Origin of the sequence: Corallococcus sp. AB032C (assembly GCF_003668935.1) — a bacterium.
Classification (GTDB): domain Bacteria; phylum Myxococcota; class Myxococcia; order Myxococcales; family Myxococcaceae; genus Corallococcus; species Corallococcus exiguus.
Window position 1 is genome coordinate 1 of the sequence record NZ_RAWP01000133.1, and the last position, 24,029, is coordinate 24,029.

A 24,029-nucleotide genomic window follows, 5' to 3' on the forward strand; every position below is an offset into this window, starting at 1 on the left:
CGTTACCCCCCGGCCACCCCACGATGCCCGCAGGTTCCCCCGTGGCGCCGGGCACGCCGCTGCCGTCGGGCCACCCCACGGTGGACACGAACAAGCTGCCGCCCTCCGCCGAGGAGCTGATGAAGCAGCTCGACTCGTCCGAAGGCCTTCGCGAGCGGGAGAAGACCTTCGAGATCGCCTCGTCGCTGGGCAGGCTCTACTACATGAACGGCCGCAACGCGGAGGCGCTGTCCTACCTGGGCCAGGCGCAGGCCAAGGCGGACGGCGCGCGCTCGCTGTTCCTCGCGTCCCGCAAGAAGCTGGGCAAGGCCGCCATCCCCACCCCGGAGGCCGCCAACTGTGGCTTCACGCCGGGCCAGCCGCTGGACGCCATGGAGGCCGTGGCGCAGGCCCGCGCGAAGTCCGGTGACGCCGCGGGCGCCGCCGCGTGTGCGGGCGCCGCGTTGAGTCCCGCGCTGGACGTGGACGTGCTGCGCGGCAACGCGCTGTACCTGGGCGGTGACAGCGCCAACGCGCTGAAGGCGTACGCGCGCGTGCTGGAGGTGGAGCCCCGCCACGAAGAGGCGCTCTACGCCCACTCCTCGCTGCTCTTCGAGACGAAGGGCGAGGACCTCCAGGCGCTCAAGTCCGCGCGCGAGGGCTTCGACGCGCTGGTGACGTCGCACCCGGAATCCCAGCGCGCGGCCATGGCCCGCGAGCTGAGCGTGCGCATCGAGGAGACGGTGAAGGCAGGCGGCCGGCAGAAGTGGCTCGCGTCGCGCGCCGCGGACCGCAAGGTGCGCCTGTCCCAGTCCACCGCGCAGGCCGCCGCGCTGCCGTCGGACGCGCCGCGCCCGTTGTCGCCGGAGATGGTGGACGCGGTGAAGAACACCGAGCGCACGCCGGAGCTGGAGGCGGGCCTCACCAAGCTGGTGGACGAGGGCGAGGAGCACCTGGCGCGCGGCCGCTACCAGGAGGCCCTGGCCAACTACACCCGCGTGGTGCCCTTCCAGCCGGAGAACGGCCGCGCCAAGGCGGGCATGGCCTGGGCGCTGGTGGGCCTGGGCCGCCCCATGGGCGCGCGCGTGTGGAGCGTGGCGTTGGAGTCCGACGCGGGCGCGGTGGAGAAGCTGGGCGACACGCTGCTCGCCAAGGGCGACGCGAAGGGCGCCAAGGCCCTCTGGGAGAAGCTGGCCCAGGACGTGCCCAACTACCCGAACAAGGCCGCGCTCCAGGCGAAGCTGTCGCAGTAGCTACACGAACTTCGCCGCCAGCAGGTCCTGGACGTCGAGCAGGCCCACCGCGCGGCCCTCGACGTCCACCACGGGCAGCTGGTCCACCCTCAGCTCGCGCATCTGCGTGGCGGCGGTGAGCACCAGCGTGTCCGGGGTGATGCAGCGCGGGCGCTTGCCCATCACCTGCCGCACCGGCACCTCGAAGTCCGTGTGGCCCCGCTCCACCAGCCGACGCAGGTCGCCGTCCGTGAAGATGCCCTCCAGCTTCCCGTCGCGGTCCACCACGCACGCGGCGCCCGGCCGGCCCGGCGTGTTGGTCATCACCACCACCGCCTGGGACAGCCGCGCGGTGTCCAGCACCAGCGGGTTCGCGGGGCCCGTGCGCATCAGCTCGAAGACGCGCAGCACGGAGCGCCCCAGCTTCCCGCCCGGGTGCAGCAGCGCGTAGTCGTCCCGCCCGAAGGGCCGTGAGCGCAAGAGCGTCATCGCCAGCGCGTCGCCCACGGCGTGCAGCGCGGCGGTGGACGCGGTGGGGACCAGTCCCATGGGGCAGGCCTCTTCAATCCGGCCGATGTCCAGCACCACCTCCGCGCCCTTCGCGAGCGGGCTGTCCGCGTCCCCGGTGAGCGCCACCACCGGCGTGCCCATGCGCTTGAAGAGGGGCAAGAGGCGCAGCAGCTCCTCCGTGCTGCCGCTGTTGGACAGCGCGAGGATGACGTCGCCCGCGCCCACGCGGCCCAGGTCGCCGTGCACGGCCTCCGCGGGGTGGAGGAACACGGAGCGGATGCCGGTGGACGCCAACGTGGAGGACAGCTTCTGGCCGATGTGGCCCGCCTTCCCCATGCCCGTCACCACCACCTGGCCCGGGCAGTCGCGCACCAGCTTCAGCGCGCGCAGGAACGCGTCCCCCAGCCGGTCCGTGACGCCCAGAATCGCGCGGGCCTCCGCCTCCAGCACGCCGCGCGCGTAGGTGAGCGCGGCCTCGTCATCCTCGTCCCGGGCCTGGGTGCGCTCGGGGGCAGGGGACGGCGCGCGGCCGGGGAGGGCACGCAGTTTGGGCTTCTTGGCGGTGGAGCGGGGAGCGCGGGCCATGGATGGGCGCTACCTCTACTCCGCCACGCCGTGGGCGGCCATCCTTGACGCATGGGGGGGCCTGGGCTACGGCCTGCCCGCCCGGCCGCCCGTGGCCGGGGAAACCTTCTTCACCACCGGAAACCGAGGGGACGGCATGAAGTTCTTCATCGACAGCGCGGACGTCGGCGAAATCCGCAAGGCCCACGACATGGGCTGCGTGGACGGCGTCACCACCAACCCGTCACTGCTGGCCAAGGTCGGCCGCAACCTGGAGGAGACCATCCGGGAGATCTGCTCCATCGTGGACGGTCCCATCAGCGCGGAGTGCGTGTCGCTGACGGCCCCGGAGCTCATCAAGGAAGGCCAGGGCCTGGCGAAGATCCACGACAACGTCGTCGTGAAGATCCCCATGGGCGTGGAGGGCATGAAGGCCGTCAAGGCGCTCACCGCCGACGGCATCCGCACCAACGTCACCCTCTGCTTCTCCGCCAACCAGGCCCTGCTGTGCGCCAAGGCCGGCGCCACGTACGTGTCGCCCTTCGTGGGCCGGCTGGACGACATCTCCCAGGACGGCATGGAGCTCATCGCCCACATCCTGGAGATCTACCAGAACTACGACTTCACCACGCAGGTGCTGGTGGCCAGCGTGCGCAACCCCGTCCACGTCCTCCAGGCCGCGCGCCTGGGCGCGGACGTGGCCACGCTGCCCTACAACGTCATCACCCAGCTGGCGAACCACCCCCTCACCGACGCGGGCATCCAGAAGTTCCTCGCGGATTGGGAAAAGGTCCCCAAGCAGGGCAAGCCCGCCGGGAAGTAAACGCCTGGGCTTCCGAGCCTTCCTCCCGCCGTTCCGGTGTCCCTGGAACGACGGGGGGACCCTCGCGGGGGCTGGCGCCTGGACGGCGGGAGCGGTATGGCAGCAGGAGCGGATTGATATTTGAATCAACCCTCCCGGAGCACGCCCCATGGATTTCCAGCTCAGCGAGTCCCAGCGCGCCTTGCAGGACGCCGCGCGCAAGTACGCCCGTGACGTGGTGCGCCCCAAGGCCCCCCACTACGACGAGACCTCCGACTTCCCCAAGGACCTCATCTCCGCGGCCTTCGAGCTGGGCCTGCTGAACATGGCCATCCCGTCCGAGTACAACGGCGTGGGCCTGACGCACCTGGAGCAGGTCATCGTGTGCGAGGAGCTGGCGTGGGGCTGCGCGGGCGTGGCCACGTCCCTCATCGCCAACGACCTGGCCAACCTGCCCATCATCCTCCACGGCACGGACGACCAGAAGAAGCGCCTGCTGGCCCCCTTTGGGGAGAAGCTCAAGCTCAGCTGCTTCTGTCTCACGGAGCCCGCCGCGGGTTCGGACGTGGCGGCCATGGGCACCACCGCGCGCCGCGAGGGTGACGAGTACGTCCTCAACGGCAGCAAGTGCTTCATCACCAACGCCGGCTACGCGGATCAGTTCACCGTGTTCGCCACGCTGGACAAGGGCAAGAAGCACAAGGGCATCACCTGCTTCGTCGTGGAGGGCCGTCCGCAGGGCCTGACCACCGGCAAGCACGAGAACAAGATGGGCCAGCGCGCCAGCAACACCACCACCGTCACGTTCGACGAGGTGCGTGTCCCGGCCGCCAACCGCATCGGCGAGGAGGGCGAGGGCTTCAAGATCGCCATGGCCACGCTGGACAACAGCCGCCCGCTCACCGCGAGCATCTCCATCGGCATCGCCCGCGCGGCGCTGGAGCACTCGCTGGAGTACTCCGCGCAGCGCCAGACGATGGGCAAGCCCATCCGCGAGCACCAGGCCGTCCAGTTCATGCTGGCGGAGATGGCCATGAACACCCACGCCGCGCGCCTGCTCACCTACGAGAGCGCGCAGGTGCTGGATGAAGGACAGCGCAACACCCTCCAGTCCAGCTATGCGAAGTGCTTCGCCGCGGACATGGCCATGAAGGTCGCCACGGACGCGGTGCAGGTGTTCGGCGGCTACGGCTACATGAAGGACTATCCCGTGGAGAAGCTGATGCGCGACGCCAAGCTCATCCAGGTCTACGAGGGCACGAGCCAGGTGCAGCGCCTGGTCATCGCGAAGGAACTGTTCAGGTAGAAAAGCAAAACTGTGCCCGGCGGGGCTTTCCCGTTGCCGCCGCCGTGTGCGGATGTCTATTACTCCGGCCCTGATGCGCGACGCGTCAAGCCGCCCGAATTTCCAAACACTCCCCACTGAGGAGAGCCCGCCGTGAAGATTCTCGTCACCGCCAAGCGCGTGGAAGATCCCGAGTCGAAGATCAAGGTGAAGCCGGACGGCTCGGACATCGTGAAGGAGGGGTTGAAGTACAAGATCAACCCCTTCGATGAAATCGGCGTGGAAGAGGGCCTGCGCCTGGCCGCGGCCCATGGCGGCGAGGTGGTGGTCGTCTCCATCGGTCCCAAGGACGTGCAGGAGCAGCTGCGCCACGCGCTGGCCATGGGCGCGCACAAGGCCGTGTGGGTGAACCACACGGGCCCGCTGGATCAGCTGGGCATCGCCGGTCTGCTCCAGAAGGTCGTGGAGCTGCAGAAGCCGGACGTCGTCCTCCTGGGCAAGCAGTCCATCGACGACGACCAGAACCAGGTGGGCCAGTACCTGGCCGAGTTCCTGGGCTGGGGCCAGGCCACGTTCGCCTCCAAGGTGGAGTCGCTGGAGAGCGCGGAGGAGAAGGCCAAGGCGCCGGCGGTGAAGCTGACCGCGGACAAGAAGAGCATCCAGGTGGTGCGTGAAGTGGACAACGGGCTCGCGACCGTGGAGGTCCAGCTGCCCGCCGTCGTGACCACGGACCTGCGCCTGAACCAGCCGCGCTACGCCAGCCTCCCGGGCATCATGAAGGCGAAGAGCAAGCCCATCGAGGAGCTGACGCCGGAGAAGCTGGGCGTGGACGTGGCCCCGAAGATCCAGGTGCTCAAGCTGGCGTCGCCCCCGGCGCGCAAGGCGGGCATCAAGGTGCCGGACGTGGCCACCCTGGTGGAGAAGCTGCACAACGAGGCGAAGGTCGTCTGACCGCGCTCCCAACCCTTCCAACGATTCCGGAGACAGACACCATGTCCATCGTCCTCATCGTCGCCGAGCAGCAGCCGGACGGGAACCTGCGCAAGGCCTCCCTCAACGCCATCGCCGCGGGCAAGCAGCTGGCCGACAAGTCCGGCGGCGAGCTGCACCTCGTCCTGTTGTCCAAGGACCCGTCCAAGCTGGCGGAGGAGCTCAAGGGCTCCGGCGCCAAGGCCATCCACACCGCCGCCGCTCCTGAGTTCGAGCACTACCTCGCCGAGGTCTACGCCCCCGTCATCGCCGGGCTGGCGCAGGAGCTGAAGGCCACCTTCGTGGGCGCGGCCTCCACGGCGCAGGGCAAGGACCTGCTGCCGCGCGTCGCCGCCCGGCTGAAGGCCGCCATGGCCACCGACATCACCGCCATCAACGGCGGTGGCGCGGACATCACGTTCACCCGTCCCATGTGGGCCGGCAACGTGTTCGCCGAGGTGAAGCTCAACACGCCGGTGCAGGTCATCAGCATCCGCGCCACGGAGTTCTCGGCGGTCGCCGGCGCGGGCGCGTCCGCGGAGGTGAAGTCCTTCCAGCCGAAGCTGGAGGCCTCCAAGACGAAGTTCGTGTCCTTCAACGAGGTGAAGAGCGCCCGTCCGGAGCTGACCGAGGCCAGCGTGGTGGTGTCCGGTGGCCGCGGCACCAAGGGCGACTTCAAGGAAGTCGAAGCGCTGGCGGACCTGCTGGGCGCCGCGGTGGGCGCGTCCCGCGCGGTGTGCGACGCGGGTTGGGTTCCCAACGACCTGCAGGTCGGTCAGACGGGCAAGGTCGTCGCGCCGAAGCTGTACATCGCCGCGGGCATCAGCGGCGCCATCCAGCACCTGGCCGGCATGAAGTCTTCGAAGACCATCGTCGCCATCAACAAGGACCCGGAGGCGCCCATCTTCCAGGTGGCCGACTACGGCCTCGTGGACGACCTCTTCAAGGTCCTGCCCGCGCTGCGCGAAGGCATCCAGAAGCTGAAGTAGTCCGCACCGCCGTCCGACGGCGGGCCGTGACATTCGTGGGGCGCGTCACCGGGACATCCCGGGGGCGCGCCCTTCGTCGCGTCTGGAGCCCTACAGCTCGATGTCGGTGTCGTTGCCGGGCTTCTTCTGCGCGGGCGGCTCCGACGGCTCGGCGTCTTCCGGCTCCAGCTCGTGGGGCACCTCCTCCGGCTCCGGGGCTTCGTCGGACGGCTCGCCGGTGTCGAGCAGGTCGATGCGCTGTCCGCCCTCCACCTGGACGTAGAGGGTGCGGAAGATCCACGCCTCGCCGTTCTTGTCGGCCACGGCGTGGAGCTTGCCGTCCGCCTTGGGGCCGTCCAGCGGGACGGTGAACTCCGCGTGGGTGCGGCCGTTGATGCTGCTCACCTGGGTGTTGCTGGGGAAGCCCGGCTTGAAGGTGCCGCCCAGGGCCTGCTGCACGTGCGGATCCTCCTGGGCCTCCGCGATGGCGTCCGTGTACGCGCCCATGTCCTTGAACGACGAGTAGCCCCAGCCCACGGCGATGGCCGCGACGCAGAAGCACGAGCCCATCATCCCCAGACAGCCCACGGGCACCGCCCACTTCCAGTTGCGGCTCCACCACCCCTGGCGGGGCACGGGTGCTTGGTCACCCTCGGGCATCGTCGGCGGCATGGGCCCTCCTGGCCTGGACCTGGGGCCGTGTCATAGCCGGTTCCGGACGAAGCGGGGGTGGGGCCTGCACCGGGGACGGGTTTCGGGGGCGCCTTCATGACAGAGTGGGTGTCATGCCCTCTGGTGGCGTCTCGACGGCCGAGCTCGCGGACCTGCTTGCGGCGCTGCCCTTCGGCCACCGGCTGTGGGTGCGCGGCATGGGGCGGTGTCTCTACCCGCTGCTCCGCAGCGGGGACGCGGTGCGGCTGTTGCGCTGCGGGCCGGAGCGGCTGGCGCGCGGGGACGTGGCGCTGGTGCGGCACGGGCCCCGGCTGGCCGCGCAGGTGGTGCTCTCCACGGAGCCCTGGGTGACGGAGTCGCTGCTGGGCGGCACGGACGTGGCGGGCGGAGAGCTGGTGGGGCGAATCATCGCGCTCAAGCGCGGGCGGTGGGTGATGCGGCTGCCCCGGCCCACGCGGCCGGCGCTGTTCGTCCTGCAGCGCACCCTGTCCGGCGTGTGGACGAAGCCCGCGTCCCGGGCGGTGTTCCGCCACCTGCGCGACCTGTTCTCCGGGTGGACGAAGCCGCTGCGCCGCCAGTTCGTGGGCCCGCTCGAGATCCGGTTGGTGCGCCCGGACGACCTGGACTCGCTGCTCGCCTTCGCCACGGAGCGGCTGGTGGTGTCCGGCACCTTCCTGCGCCGGCAGCTGCGCGACCGGTGGGGCCTGCCGCAAGACAGGCGCGTGGGCGCGGCGGCGGGCGCCTTCGACGCGCAGGGGCACCTGCTCGGCTTCGCGTGGGCGGACGACTACCACCAGGAGGGGCTGTCCCTGGACGGCTTCTGGGTGCGCTCGCTGGTGGTGTCTCCCAAGGTGCGGCGCATGGGCGTGGCCACCGCGCTGGTGCGGTGCCTGGTGGAGGAGGTCCACCGGCAGGGCGCGGACCGGCTCCACGCGGACATCGACGAGGACAACACCGCCTCCCTGCGGACGTTCTCCGGCCTGGGGTTCCATCCCGCGCCGGACGCGCTGACCGTCGCCACGAATCAGCAGTGGGACGCGGCCGGGGGGAGCAAGCGACTGGTCGTGCTGGTGCGCCCGCTTCCTCCCTGACGCCGGATGGGGGTTGCGCTCTTCCGGTGGCTGGGCCAAACGGCAAGGCGTTCTGCTTCATGCCGTGGGCAGGGAAGGGTGGATCCGGTGTCTGAAGGGCGTGAGGGTGCGCAGTGGAAGGCGGACGGGGCGCTGGTGCTCCTCACCGTCTTCTGGGGGCTGACGTTCGTGGTGGTGAAGGACGCGCTCGCGTTCGCGGACCCCTTCACCTTCCTCACCCTGCGCTTCGTGGTGGGCGGGGCCGTGATGGCGCTCCTCGCGCGCGGGCGGATGTTCGCGCCCGGCATCGTTCCCAAGGGGCTCCTGCTGGCGGTGGTGCTGTTCGTGTGCTTCGCGCTCCAGACGGTGGGGCTGACGGACACCACGCCGTCGCGCGCGGCGTTCCTCACCGGCCTCAACGTCCTCTTCGTCCCGCTGATGTCCATGGTGCTGCTCAAGCGGCTGCCCCGGTGGGGCACCTCCGTGGGCGTGGTGCTGGCGGCGGTGGGGCTGTACTGGCTGACGCGGCCCACCGGGGGCGAAGCGCTGCCGGGGGACATGGGCGGACTGCTCCTGGGGGACTGGCTGTCCATCGGGTGCGCGGTGGCGTACGCGGGACACATCCTGCTCACCGAGCGCTTCGCGACGAAGGACAACGCGGTGGGCCTGGTGGCGGTGCAGTTGGCCGGCGTGGCGGTGATGTCCGCGCTGTGCATGCCCTTCGTGGAGCGCAAGCTGGAGTGGAGCCAGCCGCTGGTGGTGGCGGTGCTCACGTGTGGCGTGCTCGCGAGCGCGGTGGCCATCCTGGTGCAGACGTGGGGCCAGGCGCGCACCACGGCGGTGCGCGCGGCGCTCATCTTCGCGCTGGAGCCGGTGTTCGCTTCGGCCTTCTCCGTGGCGGTGGGCCGCGAGGTGCTGGGCCCCAAGGAGTGGCTGGGCGGCGCGCTCATCGTCGTGGGCGTCTTCGCGTCGGAGCTGGGCACGGCGGTGTGGGACGGATGGCGGGCACGGGGCCGCACGCCCGCCGCCTGAGCATCCGACGCGACCCCGGCCGGGAGCGCGAGCGGCCGGGCCGCGCTATAGACAGCGCCCATCCCATGAGCGTGGAGCTGAGACGCAACGGCCTGCACCTGACGGGCACGCCCCTGTCGCTGGACGCGAAGCGCAAGTCGCCGCTGTCCTTCGTCAGCCACGGGCACTCGGACCACATCGCCCGTCACGAGAGCACCATCGCCACGGCCGCCACGCTGCGCTTCATGGCCCACCGGCTGGGGCCGGTGGCGTCCCCGCTGTCCGTGCCGTTCCGCCGTCCGTTCGAATTGGGCCCGCTGCTGTTGGAGCTGCTGCCCGCGGGCCACATCCTGGGCAGCGCGCAGCTGCGCGTCACCCGCGCGGATGGCAAGCGCATCGTCTACACGGGCGACCTGAACACCGCGCCGTCGCTCACCGCGGAGGCCACGGAGGTCGCGACCTGCGACACGCTGGTCATCGAGTCCACCTTCGGTCATCCGCGCTACCGCTTCCCGCCGCGCCCGGAGGTGCTGGGGCAGGTGGAGACGTGGCTGCGCGCGCAGCTCAACCGGGGCGTGACGCCGGTGCTGCTGGGCTATCCGCTGGGCAAGAGCCAGGAGGCGATGAAGCAGCTGGCCCTGCGCGGCTTCCAACTGGTGGCGCATCCGTCCATCTTTGAAGTCGCGGAGTTGTACGCGGAGCTGGGCGTCCCCATCGAGAACCTGCGCCGCTACGACGGCCGCGTGGAGCCGGGCGAGGTGCTCTTCTTCCCGCCGCACCTGGCGCGAGGCGGGGCCCTGGCGCCGCACTGGCCCCGGGCGACGGGGGTGCTCACCGGCTGGGCCATGGACCCCGGCGGCGCGCGGCGCTACGGCGCCGACGTGGCCTTCCCCCTGTCGGACCACGCGGACTTCCCATCCCTCATGCGCTACGTGAAGGACACCGGCGCGCGGGACGTCATCACCTGCCACGGCTTCGCGGCGGAACTGGCGCAGGCGCTGCGCGACGCGGGCACGGACGCCCGCCCGCTGGGCAAGCCACAGCAGATGACCCTGTTTTGATTTTGCCGCGGCGGCGTGTTGGAACGGGCTCCCGATATGCCCACTCCCGCTCCCTCGCTGACCGGACACCTGGCCAACGTGCTGCTGTGTACGGACGCTGAACCCAAGCGCTTCGTCACCCGGGAGGTCCCCGAGCTGAAGGTCAGCTTCGAAGGCATCGAGGGAGACCGGCACGCGGGCCTCACGCGCAAGGCGGACGTGCGGGTGCCGTGGTTCCCCAAGGGCACGCTCATCCGCAACACCCGGCAGCTCTCCATCGTGTCGCGCGAGGAGCTGGTGGAGGTGGCGCGCACGCTGGGCGTGCCGCACGTGCTGGCGTCGTGGCTGGGCGCGAACCTGGAGCTCGTGGGCGTGCCCCGGCTGACGCACCTGCCTCCGGGGACGCGGTTGTTCTTCCCGGAAGAGGCCACGCTGGTGATGGAAGGGGAGAACCTGCCCTGCGTGGGGCCGGGCCGCGTGATTGAAGCGCACCACCCGGACATGAAGGGCCTGGCGGGCCGCTTCGTGAAGGCCGCGTGGCAGAAGCGCGGGCTGGTGGGTTGGGTGGAACGCCCGGGCCTCATCCGCGCGGGCGACGAGGTGCGCGTGATGCTGCCGCCGCCGGTGACGTACTCGCTGCCCTCCGCGCCGTCGTCGGAGGCGGTGGGCTGAGCGTCCCCCTGCCTTCAGTGCAGGGACAGGAAGATGCGCAGCTGCCAGGTGTCCTTCGTCACGGTCGGGAAGGAGTCGAAGCGGCTGTGGCGCCGGAAGAAGTTCAGCTGCGAGCCCATCCCCAGGTTCTTGTACACGGGGAGGTCCACCTGCAGCTGGGCCTGGTGTACCCGGTGCGCGCCGCCCGAGCCGTCCACCACCAGCACGTGCAAGGCGCCCGCCTCCAGCGTGACGAGCTCCCAGTCCTCGCGCAGGTACGCCATCTGGAGCTGGAAGCCCAGGCCGGGGCCGTAGTCGTAGTCGCGGCCCTCGTTGCCCTCGCTGTCGGTGTGCTCGGAGGTGACGCCGGTGAGGAGGCTGCCGTCCACGAGCAGCGCGGTCCTCAGCCGGGAGCGGTTGAGGAACCGGTGCTCGTGCAGCAGGCCCAGGTCCAGGGACTGGCCGCCCACCTCATACGCGAGCGTGTCCGTGTAGCCGAGCTGCTGGAGCAGTCCCAGGCGCAGCTCGTCGCGCTCGGCGCTCCAGAGCGTGGACTTCACGAGCAGGCCCTGCAGCCGCGCGTTGGTGACGAGGCTGGTCTCCCGGGTGGTGAACTGGACGCGCGCGTCGAAGGCGTCGAAGGGGCGGTGGAAGTCGCCCCGGTACATATCGCCGTAGCGCAGGGCGCCCTGGATGAAGAACTGATCCTCGCCCCAGGCCAGGGACCTGCCGTCACCCAGCTTGAGGTAGCCCAGCGTGGCCCAGCCCGCGATGTCGTCCGGCCACCACTCCGTCGGTGAGGGGCCATGGTACGAAACGTCGCCGCGCACCACGCGATTGATGCCGCGCATGGGGCTGATGACGCCGGCGGTCAGCTCGCGGACGAAGCGCTGTCGGCCCCGGGCCTCCGTGTCCAGCACCAGCGAGGACAGCCGGTAGAGGGCCTCGCCCATGGCCACGCCGCCCACGGTCGTGTTGATGAGATCATTGGCGGAGGGCGGCTCGTTCTCCGCGAACATCTCCCACTGCAGGCTGCCCAGGAAGGTGAGCGGCACCGCGGCCGCGAACGGCAGGCCGTTGTCGCGCGCGGCCGTGTAGTAGAGGCTGCCGTGATACGGGTGGGCGAACTGGTTGGTGGAGAAGCCGTCCTGGTCCCAGACGAAGCCCGTGCGGAAGTTCTCCTTCCATACGGACGGGGAGATGTACGCCCAGTCCTTGTTCGCGATGTACCGGTCGTACGTCCAGACGAACAGGTTGATGGCGGTCACTTCCCCCAACGCAATCCACGGGTGGGGCCCGGGGTTGTCCCGGAGGTCGTCCTCCTTCAGGGGCGCATCCGCCGGCAGCGAGGGGTTCTCCTCGGCCGCGGGAGGGCAGGGGGCCCACTGGGTCTTCTGGCCGGGCGAAAGCCGCGCCGCGCAGAGGGCCATGACGCTGGCCGGAACGGAGCGCACCATGTCCTGTGGCGAACCGTCCGCGAACGCGACGCAGGCGCGCAGGGCGCACGCCAGCGCCACGCCTCGCGGCAGCCACGGCCCCCGGAATCCGCCGCGCCATGGCCCCCGCCCGCCGTGCCCCATCCGGTCCGCCCGCGCCTCCGCGCACGGCCCCATGCCGCGCACGCGGAAGGTAAGCAGCCATGTGTTGGAAAGCGCCCCCGGGTCTCATCCTCGCGGGCGACGGCTAGTAGTGCACGGAGACGAAGAGGCGCAGCTGGTACGCGTTCTTCTCCACGTCCGGGTCGGTGGGGAAGCGGCTGTGGCGGCGGAACCAGTTCAGCTCCGAGCCCATCCCCACGTGCTTGAACACCGGAATGTCCGCCTGGAGCTGGCCGGTGAACACCTGATGTGAGCCGTCCGAGCCGTCCAGCACGATGACGTGGGAGGTGCTCGCCTCCAGCGTGAGGACCTCCCAGGCGCCGTGCATGTACGCGAGCTGTAGGTTCAAGCCCACGCCGGGGCCGTAGTCGTAATTGCGGCTCGCCTTGCCGCTGTGCTCGGAGGAGATGCCGGTGAGCAGGCTTCCTTCCACGAGCAGCGCGGTCCTCAGCTTCGAGCGCGCGTTGAAATGGCGCTCGTGCAGCAGGCCTGCCTCCAGGGACTGGCCGCCCAGTTCGTACGCGTTCGTGTCCACGACGCTGAGCTGCTGGAGCAGGCCCAGGCGCAGCTCGTCCTTCTCCGTGCTCCAGAGGGACGCCTTCAGGAGCATCCCCTGGATCCGCGCATGGCTGATGAAGCTGCTCTCCTGCGAGGTGAACTGGACCCGAGCGTCGAAGGCGTCGAAGGGGCGGCGGATGTCGCCCTGGTACATGTCGCCGTAGCGCATGGCCATGTGGAGGAAGAACTGGTCCTCGCCCCAGGCCAGGGGCCGACCGTCGCCCAGCTTGAGGTAGCCCAGGTTGCCCCAGATGGACAGGTCGCGGGGCCGCCAGTCCGGCGGCGTGGGCTCGATGCGCGTCACGTCGCCGCGCACCACGCGGTTGAAGCCGCGCACGGGGCTCATGGCGGCGGCGGTGAGCTCGCGCACGAAGCGCTCGCCGCCCCGGGCCTCCGTGTCGAGCACCAGCGAGGACAGCCGGTAGAGCCCCTCGCCAATGGCCATGCCGCCCACGGACGTGTTGATGAGGTCGTTGATGGAGGGCGGCTCGTTCTCCGCGAACAGCTCCCACTGCGCGCTGCCAAACAGCGTGAAGGCCAGGGCGGCCGCGTAGGGCACGCCGTTGTCGCGCGCGGCCGTGTAGTAGAGGCTGCCGTGGTACGGGTGCGCGAACTGGTTGGTGAGGAAGCCGTCCGCGTCCCAGACGAAGCCCGTGCTCAGGTTCTCCTTCCACGAGGACGGGCCCACCCGCGCCCACTCCTTGTTCGCGAGGACCCGGTCCCACGTCCAGACGAACAGGTTGATGGCGGTGATCTCCCCCACCGCGAGCCACGGGTGGAACTTCTCCCGGGACGCGTCCTCGCGGACGGTCTCCTCGTTCAGCGGGGCATCCGCTGGCGGCCCGGCCCGCGCGGGAGCATCAGGGGAAAGAGGAGGGGCGTCCTCGCACCGCTCCTCCTGGGCGAAGGCAGGCCCGCCCAGCAGCAGCCCGCAGGCGAACAGCACGCCACCCAGAGGCCACGGACTTCCCTCTCCGCAGTGCCTCCGTCCGCGCCAGCCTCGCCCCATATCCCGCCCGCCGCACCCTCGCTCGCGGTGCCACGCCGCGTGCCCTGAAGGTAGGGAGCCGGGCGCGGGATGAAACCCCGCCTCCCCCGGGGATGAGAGAGGCACGGCTTCCTGCACACAGGCGGCGCACGACATGAAAAGGCCCGGCGGGATGCGCGCGAGGCGCTCCGGCCGGGCCTTCACCTGCTTCACACCTCCCGCGCCGCGGGAGGTGTGGCACTACGCCTCCGGCGACTGGACGATGAGCTTCTCCTTGCCGCACACGTCACACCGCACGTGCACGAACAGGTCGTCGTCGCTCTCCTCGGGCACCTCGCCCTCGGGCACGCCCAGCTCCGCCTTGGCCAGCGCCGGCACCTTGGCCGGGATGTCCTGCGCCTTGAGCGACTGCACGTAGGTCATCTCGCGCTCGTGGCACTCGCGCACCTCCGGGCCGGACAGCCACTGCGGCTCCATGCCCTCTGGCAGCCGGCTGAGCAGCTCCAGGTTGGTCACGGACTCCGCCAGGTACGCCAGGCGGCGCAGCCGCGCCTCTTCCGGCAGGGCCGCGAACACCTGGAAGCCCTCCAGCAGCGTCTGCCGGTCCTCGCCCGTGGCCGCGTTCGCCAGCTCCAGCGACGCGTCCGCCGACTCCAGCGCCTCGTCCCAGTTGTTCTCCGGGTTGAAGCCCGCCTCCAGCAGCGACGAGTACAGCTGCGCGGCCGCCAGCCGGCGACGCACCTCGTGCAGGTGCTCCACCACCTCGTGCGTCAGGCGCAGCTCCAGCAGCGCCCCCGTGGTGCGGGGATCCACGGAGCCCGTGAGGTCGTCCACCTCCACCTCGGTGCGCAGCTCGGCCTTGAGCTGCTTCGCCGCGGCGAAGCGGAACAGGGGCAGCACGCCCACCTCGCGCAGGTACACCGCCGCGACGTTGGCCTCCTTGCCGCCCATGCGCAGCGCCTTCTGCGCGCGCTCCACCGCGCCGGGGTCCGCCGCGGGCTTCTTGTTCTCCAGCCGCGTCTTCACCGCCTCGCGGTATAGGGTCTCCAGGGAGCTGCCCGGCGGCAGCCGCTGCGGCAGCAGCGGACGCAGGCCCGGCACGTCCAGCACCCAGAGCGGGGGGGCGCCCACGCGCTTGAGGGCGCGGAAGAAGAGCGAGCCCGGCGGATCCTGCGGCCGGAACGGGGGCAGCTCGTCCGGGTGCGCGGAAACCGCCCCGTCCATCGCGCCGCCCAGGTGCGACTGGCCGAGCATCTTCTCGCGCTGCTCACGGGTGAACGCCGTGATGCCCTGGACCGGCGGGGGCGGCGGCGGCGGGGCTTCCTCGCCGTCCAGGCCCGTCACGCGGTCCATGTCCACGTCGTCCATCTCCAGGTCTTCCAGACCCTTGGCGCCCGTGAAGTCACAGCGCAGGAGCTTGAGCTTCTCGAAGACACAGCCTTCCAGGTTGGCGCCGCGGAAGTCGCAGTCCTGGAGGCGGCCCCCGTGGAAGTAGGCGTTGGTGAGGTCCGTGTCCCGGAAGTTCATCTTCGACAGGTCACAGCGCTCCCACTCGGAGCCCACCAGCTCCAGTCCGGAGAGGTCGGCGTTGGCGGAGAACAGCTGCGTGAACGTGGCGCCCGTCTGGCCGGTGGGCGCCTGGCCGGACTTGCGCAGCTTGTTCCATTCAGCGGAACCGTTCTGCAGCAGCTTCTCGATAGTTGGGGCTTTCGGCATGGACCGCGAATTATTCGTGTGGTCTGGTCCAGGCGCCAGCACAAATGATCGAGTACCGAATCGAAGCCGACACAGTCGGGATGCGGCTGGACAAGCACCTGCGCAAGCGGATGCCCAACGTCCCCGTCAGCCACCTCTTCAAGATGATCCGCACCAAGAAGGTGCGAGTGAACGGCAAGCGCGCGCAGCCAGAGCAGTTGCTTGTCGAAGGAGACGTGCTCACCATCCGCGGCACCGAAGAGCAACTCACCCTCGCGGAGCGTCCGAAATCGGACCGTCCGCCTCCCCCTCCACCACCGGTAGACCCCTCCCGGCTGGTCATCCTGTTGGAAGACGACTGGCTCATGGCCGTGGACAAGCCCAGCGGAATGGCCGTCCATACCGGTAGCGGCATCACCGGGGGCACCCTGGTGGACTACGTACGCGCCTACCTGGGCCCCAAGGCCACCCGCAACGACTTCACCGCCTCACCCGCCCACCGCCTGGACCGGGAGACCTCCGGCGTCATCCTGGTGGCCAAGCGGCGCCCGGCGATGGTGCATTTCACGGAAATCTTCACCCACGGCCACCCGAAGAAGCGCTACCTGACCCTGGTGAAGGGGAAGATGCCCAGGGATTCGGGTGTCATCGACCTGCCGCTCGCCGAGCACCAGCAGACGGCCGAATCCAAGGCCCGTCGGGGAGTGAACATGCAGGAGGCCGTCACCCGGTGGAAGGTCGTGCGGCAGTCGAGCGAGGCAGCCCTCCTCTCCTGCACCATCGAGACCGGGCGCACTCATCAGATAAGAAGACACCTGGTCGCCGTGGGCCACCCGGTGGCGGGTGACAAGAAGTACGGAGACTTCGCCTTCAACCGCGACGTGCGGGCGCGCTGGGGGCTCAAACGTCTGTTCCTGCACGCCGAGCGCATCGAATTTCCGCACCCCGAGGATGACAGGAGGGTCGTCGTGGAGACCCCCATGCCAGCCGAATTGACGGACGTGCTGAAGCGGGCGGCGCTCCTCTAAGCCTTGAGCCCAGGACTCGACACGACACGCATGGCCGACCCGAAGATTGACCGCAGCCGCTCCAAGCTGGTGCTCGACGGCGTTCCGCCCAAGCGCAACATCCTCTTGCGCTTGATGAAGCTCGTCGCAGTGCTGGGCCTCATGGGCGCCACCGCGGGCGTGCTCGCCGTCGTGGGCGCCTACTACGTCTTCTCCGACGGGCTGCCCGCCATCCCGAAGGTGGAGGAGTACTGGCCGCCCATCGTCACGGAGGTCTACACCGACGACGCGGTGCTCGCGGGCGAGTTCTACAACGAGCGGCGCAAGGTGGTGCCCTACGAGCGCATCCCCAAGCGGCTGGTGCAGGCGTTCATCGCCAGCGAGGACTCCAGCTTCTTCGACCACTTCGGCGTGGACGTGCTGGGCACCACGCGCGCCGTCTCCAAGACGGTGATGACGAAGCTGGGCCTGCGCGCTGGCGGCGTGCAGGGCGGCTCCACGCTCACGCAGCAGACCGCGAAGGCGGTCCTCATCTCCGCGGAGGGCTACAAGGAGGCCACCGCGAAGACGCCCAAGCGCAAGATTCGCGAGGCCATCCTCGCCTTCCGGCTGGAGCAGGCGCTGACGAAGGAAGAGATCCTGTACCTCTACCTGAACAACGTCTTCCTCGGGCACCACAGCTACGGCGTGCAGAGCGCGGCGGAGAACTACTACCGCAAGGACGTGCGCGACCTGACGCTGGGGGAGATGACGCTCATCGCGGGCCTGCCCCAGGCGCCCAGCCGCTACTCGCCCTTCCTGCGTCCGGAGGCCGCGAAGAAGCGCCGCTCGTACGTGCTGGGCCGCATGTTGACGGAGGGCATGATCTCCAAGGCCGAGCACGACCAGGCCAACGCGGAGCCGGTGAAGGTGTACCCGGTGGAGGACGTCTTCCACGAGTTCGCCCCGTACTTCGTGGAGCAGGTGCGCAAGGACGTGGTGGACCGCTACGGCAACCCCGTGCTCCTCAAGGAGGGCCTCAAGGTCTTCACCACCATGGACAGCGAGCGGCAGCGCGCGGCGCAGGACTCCGTGCTGGACGGCCTGATGTCCGTGGACAAGCGCCAGGGCTGGCGCGGTCCGGTGATGCAGCTGGCCACCGACGCCGAGCGCAACAGCTTCATCGCCAAGGCGAAGAAGGCGATGGGCAAGGAAGAGCTCGTCGAGAACCGCCTCTACATGGGCGTCGTCACCCGCATCGACGACGACGGCAAGGGCGCGGACGTGCAGGTGGGGCCGCACCAGGGCCGGCTGCCGCTGTTGGGCATGCGCTGGGCGCGCAAGGTGAACCCGGAGAGCTACTACCCGGCGAGCATGATCACCTCCGTCAAGAAGGCCGTGGCGGTGGGTGACGTGGTGGTGCTGCGCAACGTGGTGAAGAAGGAGCTCACGGACGACAAGGAGCAGTGGGACAAGAAGCTGGCGGAGGACATCCCCGAGGAGGGCGTGAAGCTCTTCCGGCTGGAGCAGACGCCGGAGGCGCAGAGCGCGCTGGTCTCCATCGACCCGCATCGCCAGTACCTCACCGCGATGGTGGGCGGTTACGACTTCGACGACAACGAGTTCAACCGCGCGTTCCAGGCGTGCCGTCAGCCGGGTTCGTCCTTCAAGCCGTTCGTGTACTCGGCGGCGCTGGAGCAGCTGAACTGGACGGAGGCCACCGTCATCGTGGACTCGCCCATCGTGGAGCACGACCCGGACAACAAGGTGTCGTGGAAGCCGGCCAACTACAGCGAGGAGTTCGTGGGTGACGTGCTGCTGCGCACGGCGCTGGTGAACTCCATGAACATCCCCGCGGTGAAGACGTTCGGCGCGGTGGGCGTGCACAACATGTCGGATTGGTCCAAGAAGCTGGGCCTCACGACGCCCATGAACATGGACTTCTCCGCGGCGCTGGGCTCGTCCTGTGTGTACCCGTTCGACCTGGCCTCCGCGTACGCGACCTTCAACCGCTACGGCCGCAAGAAGCCCACGTACTTCATCCGCAAGGTAGAGGACCGCTTCGGGCGCACGCTGGAGGACCACACCGCGTTCGACGACGCGTGGGCGCCGCTGCAGGACCGCGTGGCAGCGGGCTACGCGCGCCTCTTCGAGCCGGGCGAGCAGGTGATGAGCGCGGAGACGGGCTTCATCCTCACGCACCTGTTGCGCGGCGTGGTGCTCCAGGGCACCGGCGGTCCCGCGCAGCGGCTGGGCAAGCCGGCGGCGGGCAAGACGGGCACGACGAACGACTCCTTCGACGCGTGGTTCGCGGCCTACACCAAGGACCTGGTGACGGTGGCGTGGGTGGGCTACGACCTGAACCCGCACCCGCTGGGCCGCTACGAGACGGGTGGCCGTGCGGCGCTGCCCATCTGGCTCAACTACATGAAGCGCGCGCTGGAGGGCCGGCCCCAGTCGGAGTTCTACCCCTGGCAGTCCATGCAGCTGGCGCGGCTCTATATCGACAAGAAGACGGGCAAGGTGTCCAGCCCCGGAGCCAAGGGCGCGGAGCTGATGTTCTTCAAGAAGGGGACGGAGCCGAAGGAGGCCGTGCCCGACAAGAACCAGGTCGGCGTCGACCAGTTCATGATGGGCGCGCAGTAGCCCGCGCGCCGCATCTCAAGAGCAGGGCCCTTCAGGCGCCTTCGCGGAACGTACGCGAGGGCGCCTGATGTGCTTCCAGGGCCTTCTTCAGCGCGGCCACGTCCGGCCCGGCCTCCAGCACGGAGCGCGCGGCGGTGGGCAGCACCTGCCGCTCGCGGCCGGAGAAGAGCTTGGGCAAGTCGTTGAAGCCCGCGCCCTGCGAGCCGATGCCCGGAGTGAGCAGCAGCGCGCCGCCCAGCCGCTCCACCACGTCGCGGTCGGCCGGAGGCAGCGTGGCGCCCATCACCGCGCCCGCGGGCAGCACGCCGGGGCCGGCCTTCTCGTTCAGCTCTCGCAGGCCGTCCGCCACCGCCTGGGCCACGGTGCGCCCGTCGCCGCCCACGGCGTTCTGCACGGGCACGCCCTCCGGGTTGGACGAGCGCACCACCACGAAGGCGCAGGCGCCGTGGGCCCGCGCGCGCTCCACCGTCTTCGCGAGCGCGCCCAGGCCCAGGTACGCGGTGAAGGTGGCGGCGTCCACGTCGTACGCGCTGCCCTTGCCGAACAGCGATTCCGCATACGCGTCCATGGTGGACCCGATGTCGCCGCGCTTCACGTCCAGCAGCGTGAGGGTGCCCGCGGCGCGGAAGCGCTTGAGCACGCGCTGGAGCACGACGAGCCCTTCGGGGCCGTGGCGCTCGAAGAAGGCGCTCTGCGGCTTCACCACCGCGAGCGTCTCTCCGGACGCGTCGGCCAGCCGGTCGCAGAAGTCGGACAGGCCCTGCACCGTGTCCGGCAGGCTCCAGCGGGCGAGCACGTCGCGGGACGGGTCCAGGCCCAGACAGAAGGGGGAGCGCTCGTCGGCGAGCTTCGCGAAGCGCTGTGCGAAGGACGGGGTCGTCATGGGAGGGCCTCCGCTCACTTCAACCGGCGCGCGGTGGCGTCGAACAGCGGGTTGGGCATGACCTTCAGGAGGCGCATGGGCGTGGCCAGCTGCCAGGGGAAGCTCACCTCCGCGGCGCCCGTGAAGATGGCGCGGCCCATGCGCTCCACCGCGTCCTCGGTCTCCATGAGGAAGGGCATGGGGAAGGTGTTCTTCGCGGTGAGCTCGCTCTTCACGAAGCCCGGGTAGACGCACGTCACCTGGACGCCGGTGCCCTTCAGGTCCACGCGCAGGCTCTCCAGGAACGTGGCGAGGAAGGCCTTGGACGCGGAGTAGGCCGCGTGGCCCGCGAGCCCCCGCATGCCCGCGAGGCTGGACACGCCGACGATGTGGCCCCGGCGGCGCTCGACCATCTGCGGCAGCACCGCGCACAGCGTGGCGGCGGCGCCGGTGACGTTGGTGTCGATGATGGAGCGCGTGCGCTCCCAGTCCATGCGCTTGCCGTGCGTGGGGCCGCCGATGCCGGCGTTGGCCACCACCAGGTCCAGCCCGCCGCACTCCGCGTCGATGGCGCGGATGCGCTCCTGGGAGGACTCCGAGGCGCTGACGTCCATGACGACGGGCTCCACCGCGGCGCCCGCGGCCTGGGCCTCCGCGGAGAGGGCCTGCAAGTGCGTCAGCCGCCGGCCCGTCGCGAAGACGCGCACGCCGTGCTTCGCCAGCCACAGGGCCAGTCCACGTCCCAGGCCGCTCGAGGCGCCAGTCACCAGCGCCGTCCGGTAGGTCATCTCCGCCATGCCGTCCTCCGAAGGGTGTCGCAGCGGCCCGCCTTGTCGCACGGTTGCGCGTCCGAGGGCACGCAAAACACCTGCCCCCCACCGGAGGACGAGGTGCTGACGCCAACGCGTTGACACCCTGGGTGGTGGACGACGACCTGGACCTGCTCCGGGCCTACGTGAGACCCGCCGACTCCCAGGCCCATCCTCCCCAGTGACGGGGCTTCAGCGGAACGGCGGCACCGGCTGGCCCTTGAACCACTCCGTCGCGTTCAAGAGGTGCAGGTCGTGCTTGCCGGGCCGCAGCTCGATGCCGCCCGTCACCGCGCCCAGCGACGCCAGCAGGGCGCCGGTGATGTTGCCCTGCACGAGGTCCAGGTGGCCTTCCATGGAGAAGCCCTCGCCCTTCGCCTTCAGCTCGCGCAGCTGGAGTCCACGCTCGTCAATCTGCACCTGCCCCGTCACCTCCACCTTGGGGATGTTGAGCAGGGACGTGAGGAAGCCGGGCAGCTTCTTGGATGACGTGATGAGCGCGACGATGGGCTGCGTGTCGGTGAGCTGGCTCGCGAAGCGCGCCTTCAGCACCGTGGGGGACAGGGAGAGGCTGGCGCGCGGCAGGGTGAAGTTCCCGCTCCAGGCGCGGATGGGCACGTTGCCGTTGGAGGACACCTGGCTCAGCCGCAGCGTCGTCCCGCTCAGGCCCAGTGCCGTCATGTCCCAGGACAGGTGCCGCGCGTCCACCTCCACCTCCGCGCGCAGCAGGACCTTGTTGGGCCCCATGCGTCCGGAGACGAGGTCCGTGTCCATGCGCAGCTCCAGGGCGTTGCGCGCCCTCGCGCCCTTGGAGGGCTCCTCGCTGCGCACCGTCACGTGGCCGGCGTCGATTTCCAGCGTCTGGCCCAGCCAGGGATTGAGCACGCGCAGGTCCAGGGGCTTGCTCTTCGCCACGCGCAGCTCGGGCTCCAGGTCCAGGCCGGGCCGACCTTCACGCCGCCGGGCCTTCACGGTGAGGGCGATTTCTGGCACGTCCAGGTCGTAGCCCTTGGGGCCCGACACGTGCACGGGCGCGAAGGCCAGTCGCAGCGAGCCTGACGGCTGTCCCTTCGGCGCCTCGTCCATGGACGCCTGGAGGCTCCACGGAGCCCGGGCCCGGACGGGGCCTGCTCGCAGCTCCAGCGCTTCACCGGAGGCCTTGAGCTGGCTGCCCGGCTCCAGCGTGTTGCGCTCCATGCGCACGTCCAGGTCCACCCGTCCCGCGCCGCCGCGCAGCGACACGGGGGCGCTCGCGCCCAGCTGGTCGTTGATCCAGTCGAGGGGGAGCACGTCGATGCGCGTCTTCACCTGGCCGCCAAGGGCCTTGGAGAGGTCGTAGCCCTTGTCTGCCTGGAAGGGCGCATCGAGCCGGGCGCGCGAGTCGAGCGACTCCAGCCGCGCCACGCGCTTGCCGTCCACTTCGATGAAGCCCTCGGCCACGCGCACCGAGGGCAGGTCCACCTGGAGCCGTTCTCGGGACTGGAGGTTCAGCATGCCGGTGACGTCCAGCGCGCCCACGAAGCGCACGCGGCTGAAGTCCAGCTCGCGCACTTCATGCAACGTGACGTCCTTCAGGTGGATGACCCAGGGCTTGCTGTTCGAGTCGGACGGCTGTTCGGGCACGCCGGACGGCTCCAGGTGGAAGCTGGCGCCGTGTCCGTCAATGCCGTCCACGTCCACGCGCTTGCGCAGCAGGCCCGTGAGGGACATGCCCGCCTCCAGCGCGTCCACCTCCACCTTCCACCAGACGTTGGAGTCCTGCTGGGTGAGCGTGAAGCCCTTCAGGTGGAGCCGGCCCACGGGCCACAGCCACCACGCGCGCTGCCACGTCAGCTGCGTGCGGTCCGTCGCGCGGCCCATGATGGCCTGGGTGACGCCCGTGTTGAGCGCGACGTTGATGGCGACCTCCAGCACCGCCATCGCCACCACGGCCCACAGGGCGACGCGGCGCCAGCGCCTGCCGCGAGGGGCTGCGTCCTGCACGTCCGGGGAAGGGGAGACGGTCATGTCGCGAGGTTCCGGGAAGGGACCCTGGATGACTCATACTCCCGGGACGCACAAGGCGCGTTTCCTCGCGAAGATGGATTGGAAACACCCTCCAGCGCGGCGCGAAGGCGTAGCTCCCGCCTTCGCGCCGGGCTGCCCTCAGTGGACGGGGCGGCGCCGTTCTCCATCGTCGCCATCACCTGATCGATGGAGAAGCTGGACGGGTGCTGGCGCGACGGGAACTCCCGGAAGGTGGCCAGGAACCGGCCCACGATCGCCTGCGCGGGGACGAAGACGAAGGCGCGGTCGATCATCCAGGAGAAGTAGCCGACGGAGTCCTCGGAGCGCTCCAGCGGATCCGCGCGCAGGTCGAAGATGAGCGGGACGCGGCGGGCGTTGGACAACCGGAAGGGGAGCGGGGTGGCGGGCGGAGGGCGTGGCTGGATGTCATTGCTCCGGTGCACAGGCGTTCTCATCCTCCAGGGGAACCCCCTCTGGAAGGACAGGTGTACCGATGGGAATCGCGGGCCGCACGGGACCCATCGATGCGCTGCGCAACCTGACGTTGTCACTGCAGCGCATGGTGGCGACCGAGATCGCGACCGGCGTGGTGCGCGGCACGGCGGACGGGCTCCGCGAGGAGGTACCCGACGGCCACGGTCAGTTGAACACCTTGCTCCAGGACCTGCTCACGGTGCTGAGTCGCATGGCGCACGAAGCCGCCGAGCGCGAACCGGGAGCATCGGCGGGAGCGACCGAGGTGCTGGCGGGTGCGGCCACGGAGGGGGCGCTGAAGGCGTTGGAGCGGGAGTGGAACGAAGGGGGCTTGCCGCTCCATGGCTTCGTGGAGCGCCTCAACCAGCTCTTCGACGAAGTGGTGCGGTTCGCGCACTCCCGCACGGATGAAATCCACACACCCGGCGAGCGCGCCCAGGTGATGGCCCGGGGCGTGGTGAAGGCGGCCACGGAGCAGCTGCACGACTCCCTGCCGGCCATCCTGGAGGACGCGCGCGGCGTGGTGCCGTTGGGGGAAGAGGTGGCCGCGAAGGTGGGCCGGGGGCTGGTGTTGGGCGTCGAGTCCACGCTGCGCGAGGACTCCGCCTGGCTGTTGGGGTTGGTGGAGCAGGCAGGGCAGGGGTTGGTGCGGG

Annotated in this window: 21 protein-coding genes; 12 read left to right on the forward strand and 9 right to left on the reverse strand. The window is 70.1% G+C overall.

Translation table 11 applies throughout. From position 1 onward, the window contains the following. On the forward strand, positions 1-1,232 hold a 1,232-nt coding region (locus D7X99_RS36615), incomplete at its 5' end, for a hypothetical protein (RefSeq protein ID WP_233613988.1). Here D7X99_RS36615 and D7X99_RS36620 read toward each other — a convergent pair. Continuing rightward, on the reverse strand, positions 1,233-2,306 hold the full coding sequence (locus D7X99_RS36620; protein ID WP_121781808.1) for an SIS domain-containing protein: 1,074 nt from the start codon (positions 2,304-2,306) through the stop codon (positions 1,233-1,235). A gap of 136 nt (positions 2,307-2,442) precedes the next feature. On the opposite strand from D7X99_RS36620, the gene fsa reads away from it, so the two are divergent. From fsa to D7X99_RS36640, 4 genes are all read left to right on the forward strand, one after another. Continuing rightward, a complete protein-coding gene (gene fsa, locus D7X99_RS36625) occupies positions 2,443-3,108 on the forward strand; it encodes a fructose-6-phosphate aldolase (RefSeq protein ID WP_120577281.1) in 666 nt (221 codons plus the stop codon). A gap of 148 nt (positions 3,109-3,256) precedes the next feature. Beyond that, positions 3,257-4,393, forward strand: a complete 1,137-nt coding sequence (locus tag D7X99_RS36630) for an acyl-CoA dehydrogenase family protein (RefSeq protein WP_120577276.1) — start codon at positions 3,257-3,259, stop codon at positions 4,391-4,393. Between the two features lie 132 nt (positions 4,394-4,525). Further along, positions 4,526-5,323, forward strand: coding sequence for an electron transfer flavoprotein subunit beta/FixA family protein (locus D7X99_RS36635; RefSeq protein ID WP_121781809.1), 798 nt, complete (start codon positions 4,526-4,528; stop codon positions 5,321-5,323). 41 nt (positions 5,324-5,364) lie between these two features. Further along, the gene (locus D7X99_RS36640) at positions 5,365-6,330 is read left to right on the forward strand and encodes an electron transfer flavoprotein subunit alpha/FixB family protein (RefSeq protein WP_121781810.1); all 966 of its coding nucleotides are present in this window, start codon (positions 5,365-5,367) and stop codon (positions 6,328-6,330) included. 90 nt (positions 6,331-6,420) lie between these two features. On the opposite strand, the gene D7X99_RS36645 is transcribed toward D7X99_RS36640, so the two are convergent. Then, complete coding sequence (locus tag D7X99_RS36645) at positions 6,421-6,981, reverse strand: cytochrome c oxidase assembly factor Coa1 family protein (protein WP_121781811.1); 561 nt, start codon at positions 6,979-6,981, stop codon at positions 6,421-6,423. A gap of 113 nt (positions 6,982-7,094) precedes the next feature. On the opposite strand from D7X99_RS36645, the gene D7X99_RS36650 reads away from it, so the two are divergent. The 4 genes from D7X99_RS36650 to D7X99_RS36665 all read left to right on the forward strand — a co-directional run bounded on the left by D7X99_RS36650 (position 7,095) and on the right by D7X99_RS36665 (position 10,774). Continuing rightward, positions 7,095-8,072, forward strand: coding sequence for a GNAT family N-acetyltransferase (locus D7X99_RS36650; protein WP_171805626.1), 978 nt, complete (start codon positions 7,095-7,097; stop codon positions 8,070-8,072). An 87-nt stretch (positions 8,073-8,159) separates the two neighbouring features. Beyond that, positions 8,160-9,083: a DMT family transporter gene (locus tag D7X99_RS36655; RefSeq protein WP_346729788.1), complete on the forward strand. Its 924-nt coding sequence runs from the start codon at positions 8,160-8,162 to the stop codon at positions 9,081-9,083. A gap of 65 nt (positions 9,084-9,148) precedes the next feature. Then, positions 9,149-10,123, forward strand: coding sequence for an MBL fold metallo-hydrolase (locus tag D7X99_RS36660; protein ID WP_121781813.1), 975 nt, complete (start codon positions 9,149-9,151; stop codon positions 10,121-10,123). Positions 10,124-10,159: 36 nt separating this feature from the next. After that, positions 10,160-10,774: an MOSC domain-containing protein gene (locus D7X99_RS36665; RefSeq protein WP_121781814.1), complete on the forward strand. Its 615-nt coding sequence runs from the start codon at positions 10,160-10,162 to the stop codon at positions 10,772-10,774. Between the two features lie 14 nt (positions 10,775-10,788). Here the strand turns inward: D7X99_RS36665 and D7X99_RS36670 are convergent, their stop codons facing one another. The 3 genes from D7X99_RS36670 to D7X99_RS36680 form a co-directional block, all read right to left on the reverse strand. Beyond that, positions 10,789-12,270 (reverse strand): DUF3943 domain-containing protein, encoded by a 1,482-nt coding sequence (locus D7X99_RS36670; protein ID WP_233613992.1) that lies wholly within the window; start codon positions 12,268-12,270, stop codon positions 10,789-10,791. Positions 12,271-12,436: 166 nt separating this feature from the next. Then, complete coding sequence (locus tag D7X99_RS36675; protein ID WP_233613994.1) at positions 12,437-13,855, reverse strand: DUF3943 domain-containing protein; 1,419 nt, start codon at positions 13,853-13,855, stop codon at positions 12,437-12,439. Between the two features lie 282 nt (positions 13,856-14,137). Beyond that, entirely contained in the window at positions 14,138-15,613 is a 1,476-nt protein-coding gene (locus D7X99_RS36680) for a pentapeptide repeat-containing protein (protein WP_169828282.1), read from the reverse strand. Between the two features lie 44 nt (positions 15,614-15,657). Between D7X99_RS36680 and D7X99_RS36685 the strand changes: the two genes are divergently transcribed. Together D7X99_RS36685 and D7X99_RS36690 are read left to right on the forward strand one after the other, a co-directional pair. Further along, positions 15,658-16,620: an RluA family pseudouridine synthase gene (locus D7X99_RS36685; RefSeq protein ID WP_121781816.1), complete on the forward strand. Its 963-nt coding sequence runs from the start codon at positions 15,658-15,660 to the stop codon at positions 16,618-16,620. Positions 16,621-16,650: 30 nt separating this feature from the next. Next, positions 16,651-19,224, forward strand: a complete 2,574-nt coding sequence (locus D7X99_RS36690) for a penicillin-binding protein 1A (RefSeq protein WP_121781817.1) — start codon at positions 16,651-16,653, stop codon at positions 19,222-19,224. Between the two features lie 31 nt (positions 19,225-19,255). Here the strand turns inward: D7X99_RS36690 and pyrF are convergent, their stop codons facing one another. The 4 genes from pyrF to D7X99_RS43295 all read right to left on the reverse strand — a co-directional run bounded on the left by pyrF (position 19,256) and on the right by D7X99_RS43295 (position 23,357). Next, entirely contained in the window at positions 19,256-20,107 is an 852-nt protein-coding gene (pyrF, locus tag D7X99_RS36695) for an orotidine-5'-phosphate decarboxylase (RefSeq protein WP_121781818.1), read from the reverse strand. 14 nt (positions 20,108-20,121) lie between these two features. After that, positions 20,122-20,883, reverse strand: coding sequence for an SDR family NAD(P)-dependent oxidoreductase (locus D7X99_RS36700; RefSeq protein WP_121781819.1), 762 nt, complete (start codon positions 20,881-20,883; stop codon positions 20,122-20,124). Positions 20,884-21,087: 204 nt separating this feature from the next. Then, entirely contained in the window at positions 21,088-22,902 is a 1,815-nt protein-coding gene (locus D7X99_RS36705) for a hypothetical protein (protein WP_121781820.1), read from the reverse strand. Continuing rightward, positions 22,899-23,357, reverse strand: a complete 459-nt coding sequence (locus D7X99_RS43295) for a hypothetical protein (protein ID WP_199756414.1) — start codon at positions 23,355-23,357, stop codon at positions 22,899-22,901. The genes D7X99_RS36705 and D7X99_RS43295 overlap by 4 nt, the downstream gene beginning before the upstream one ends. A gap of 38 nt (positions 23,358-23,395) precedes the next feature. Here D7X99_RS43295 and D7X99_RS36715 point away from each other — a divergent pair. Beyond that, the coding region (locus tag D7X99_RS36715; protein WP_121781821.1) for a hypothetical protein at positions 23,396-24,029 on the forward strand (634 nt) is incomplete at its 3' end.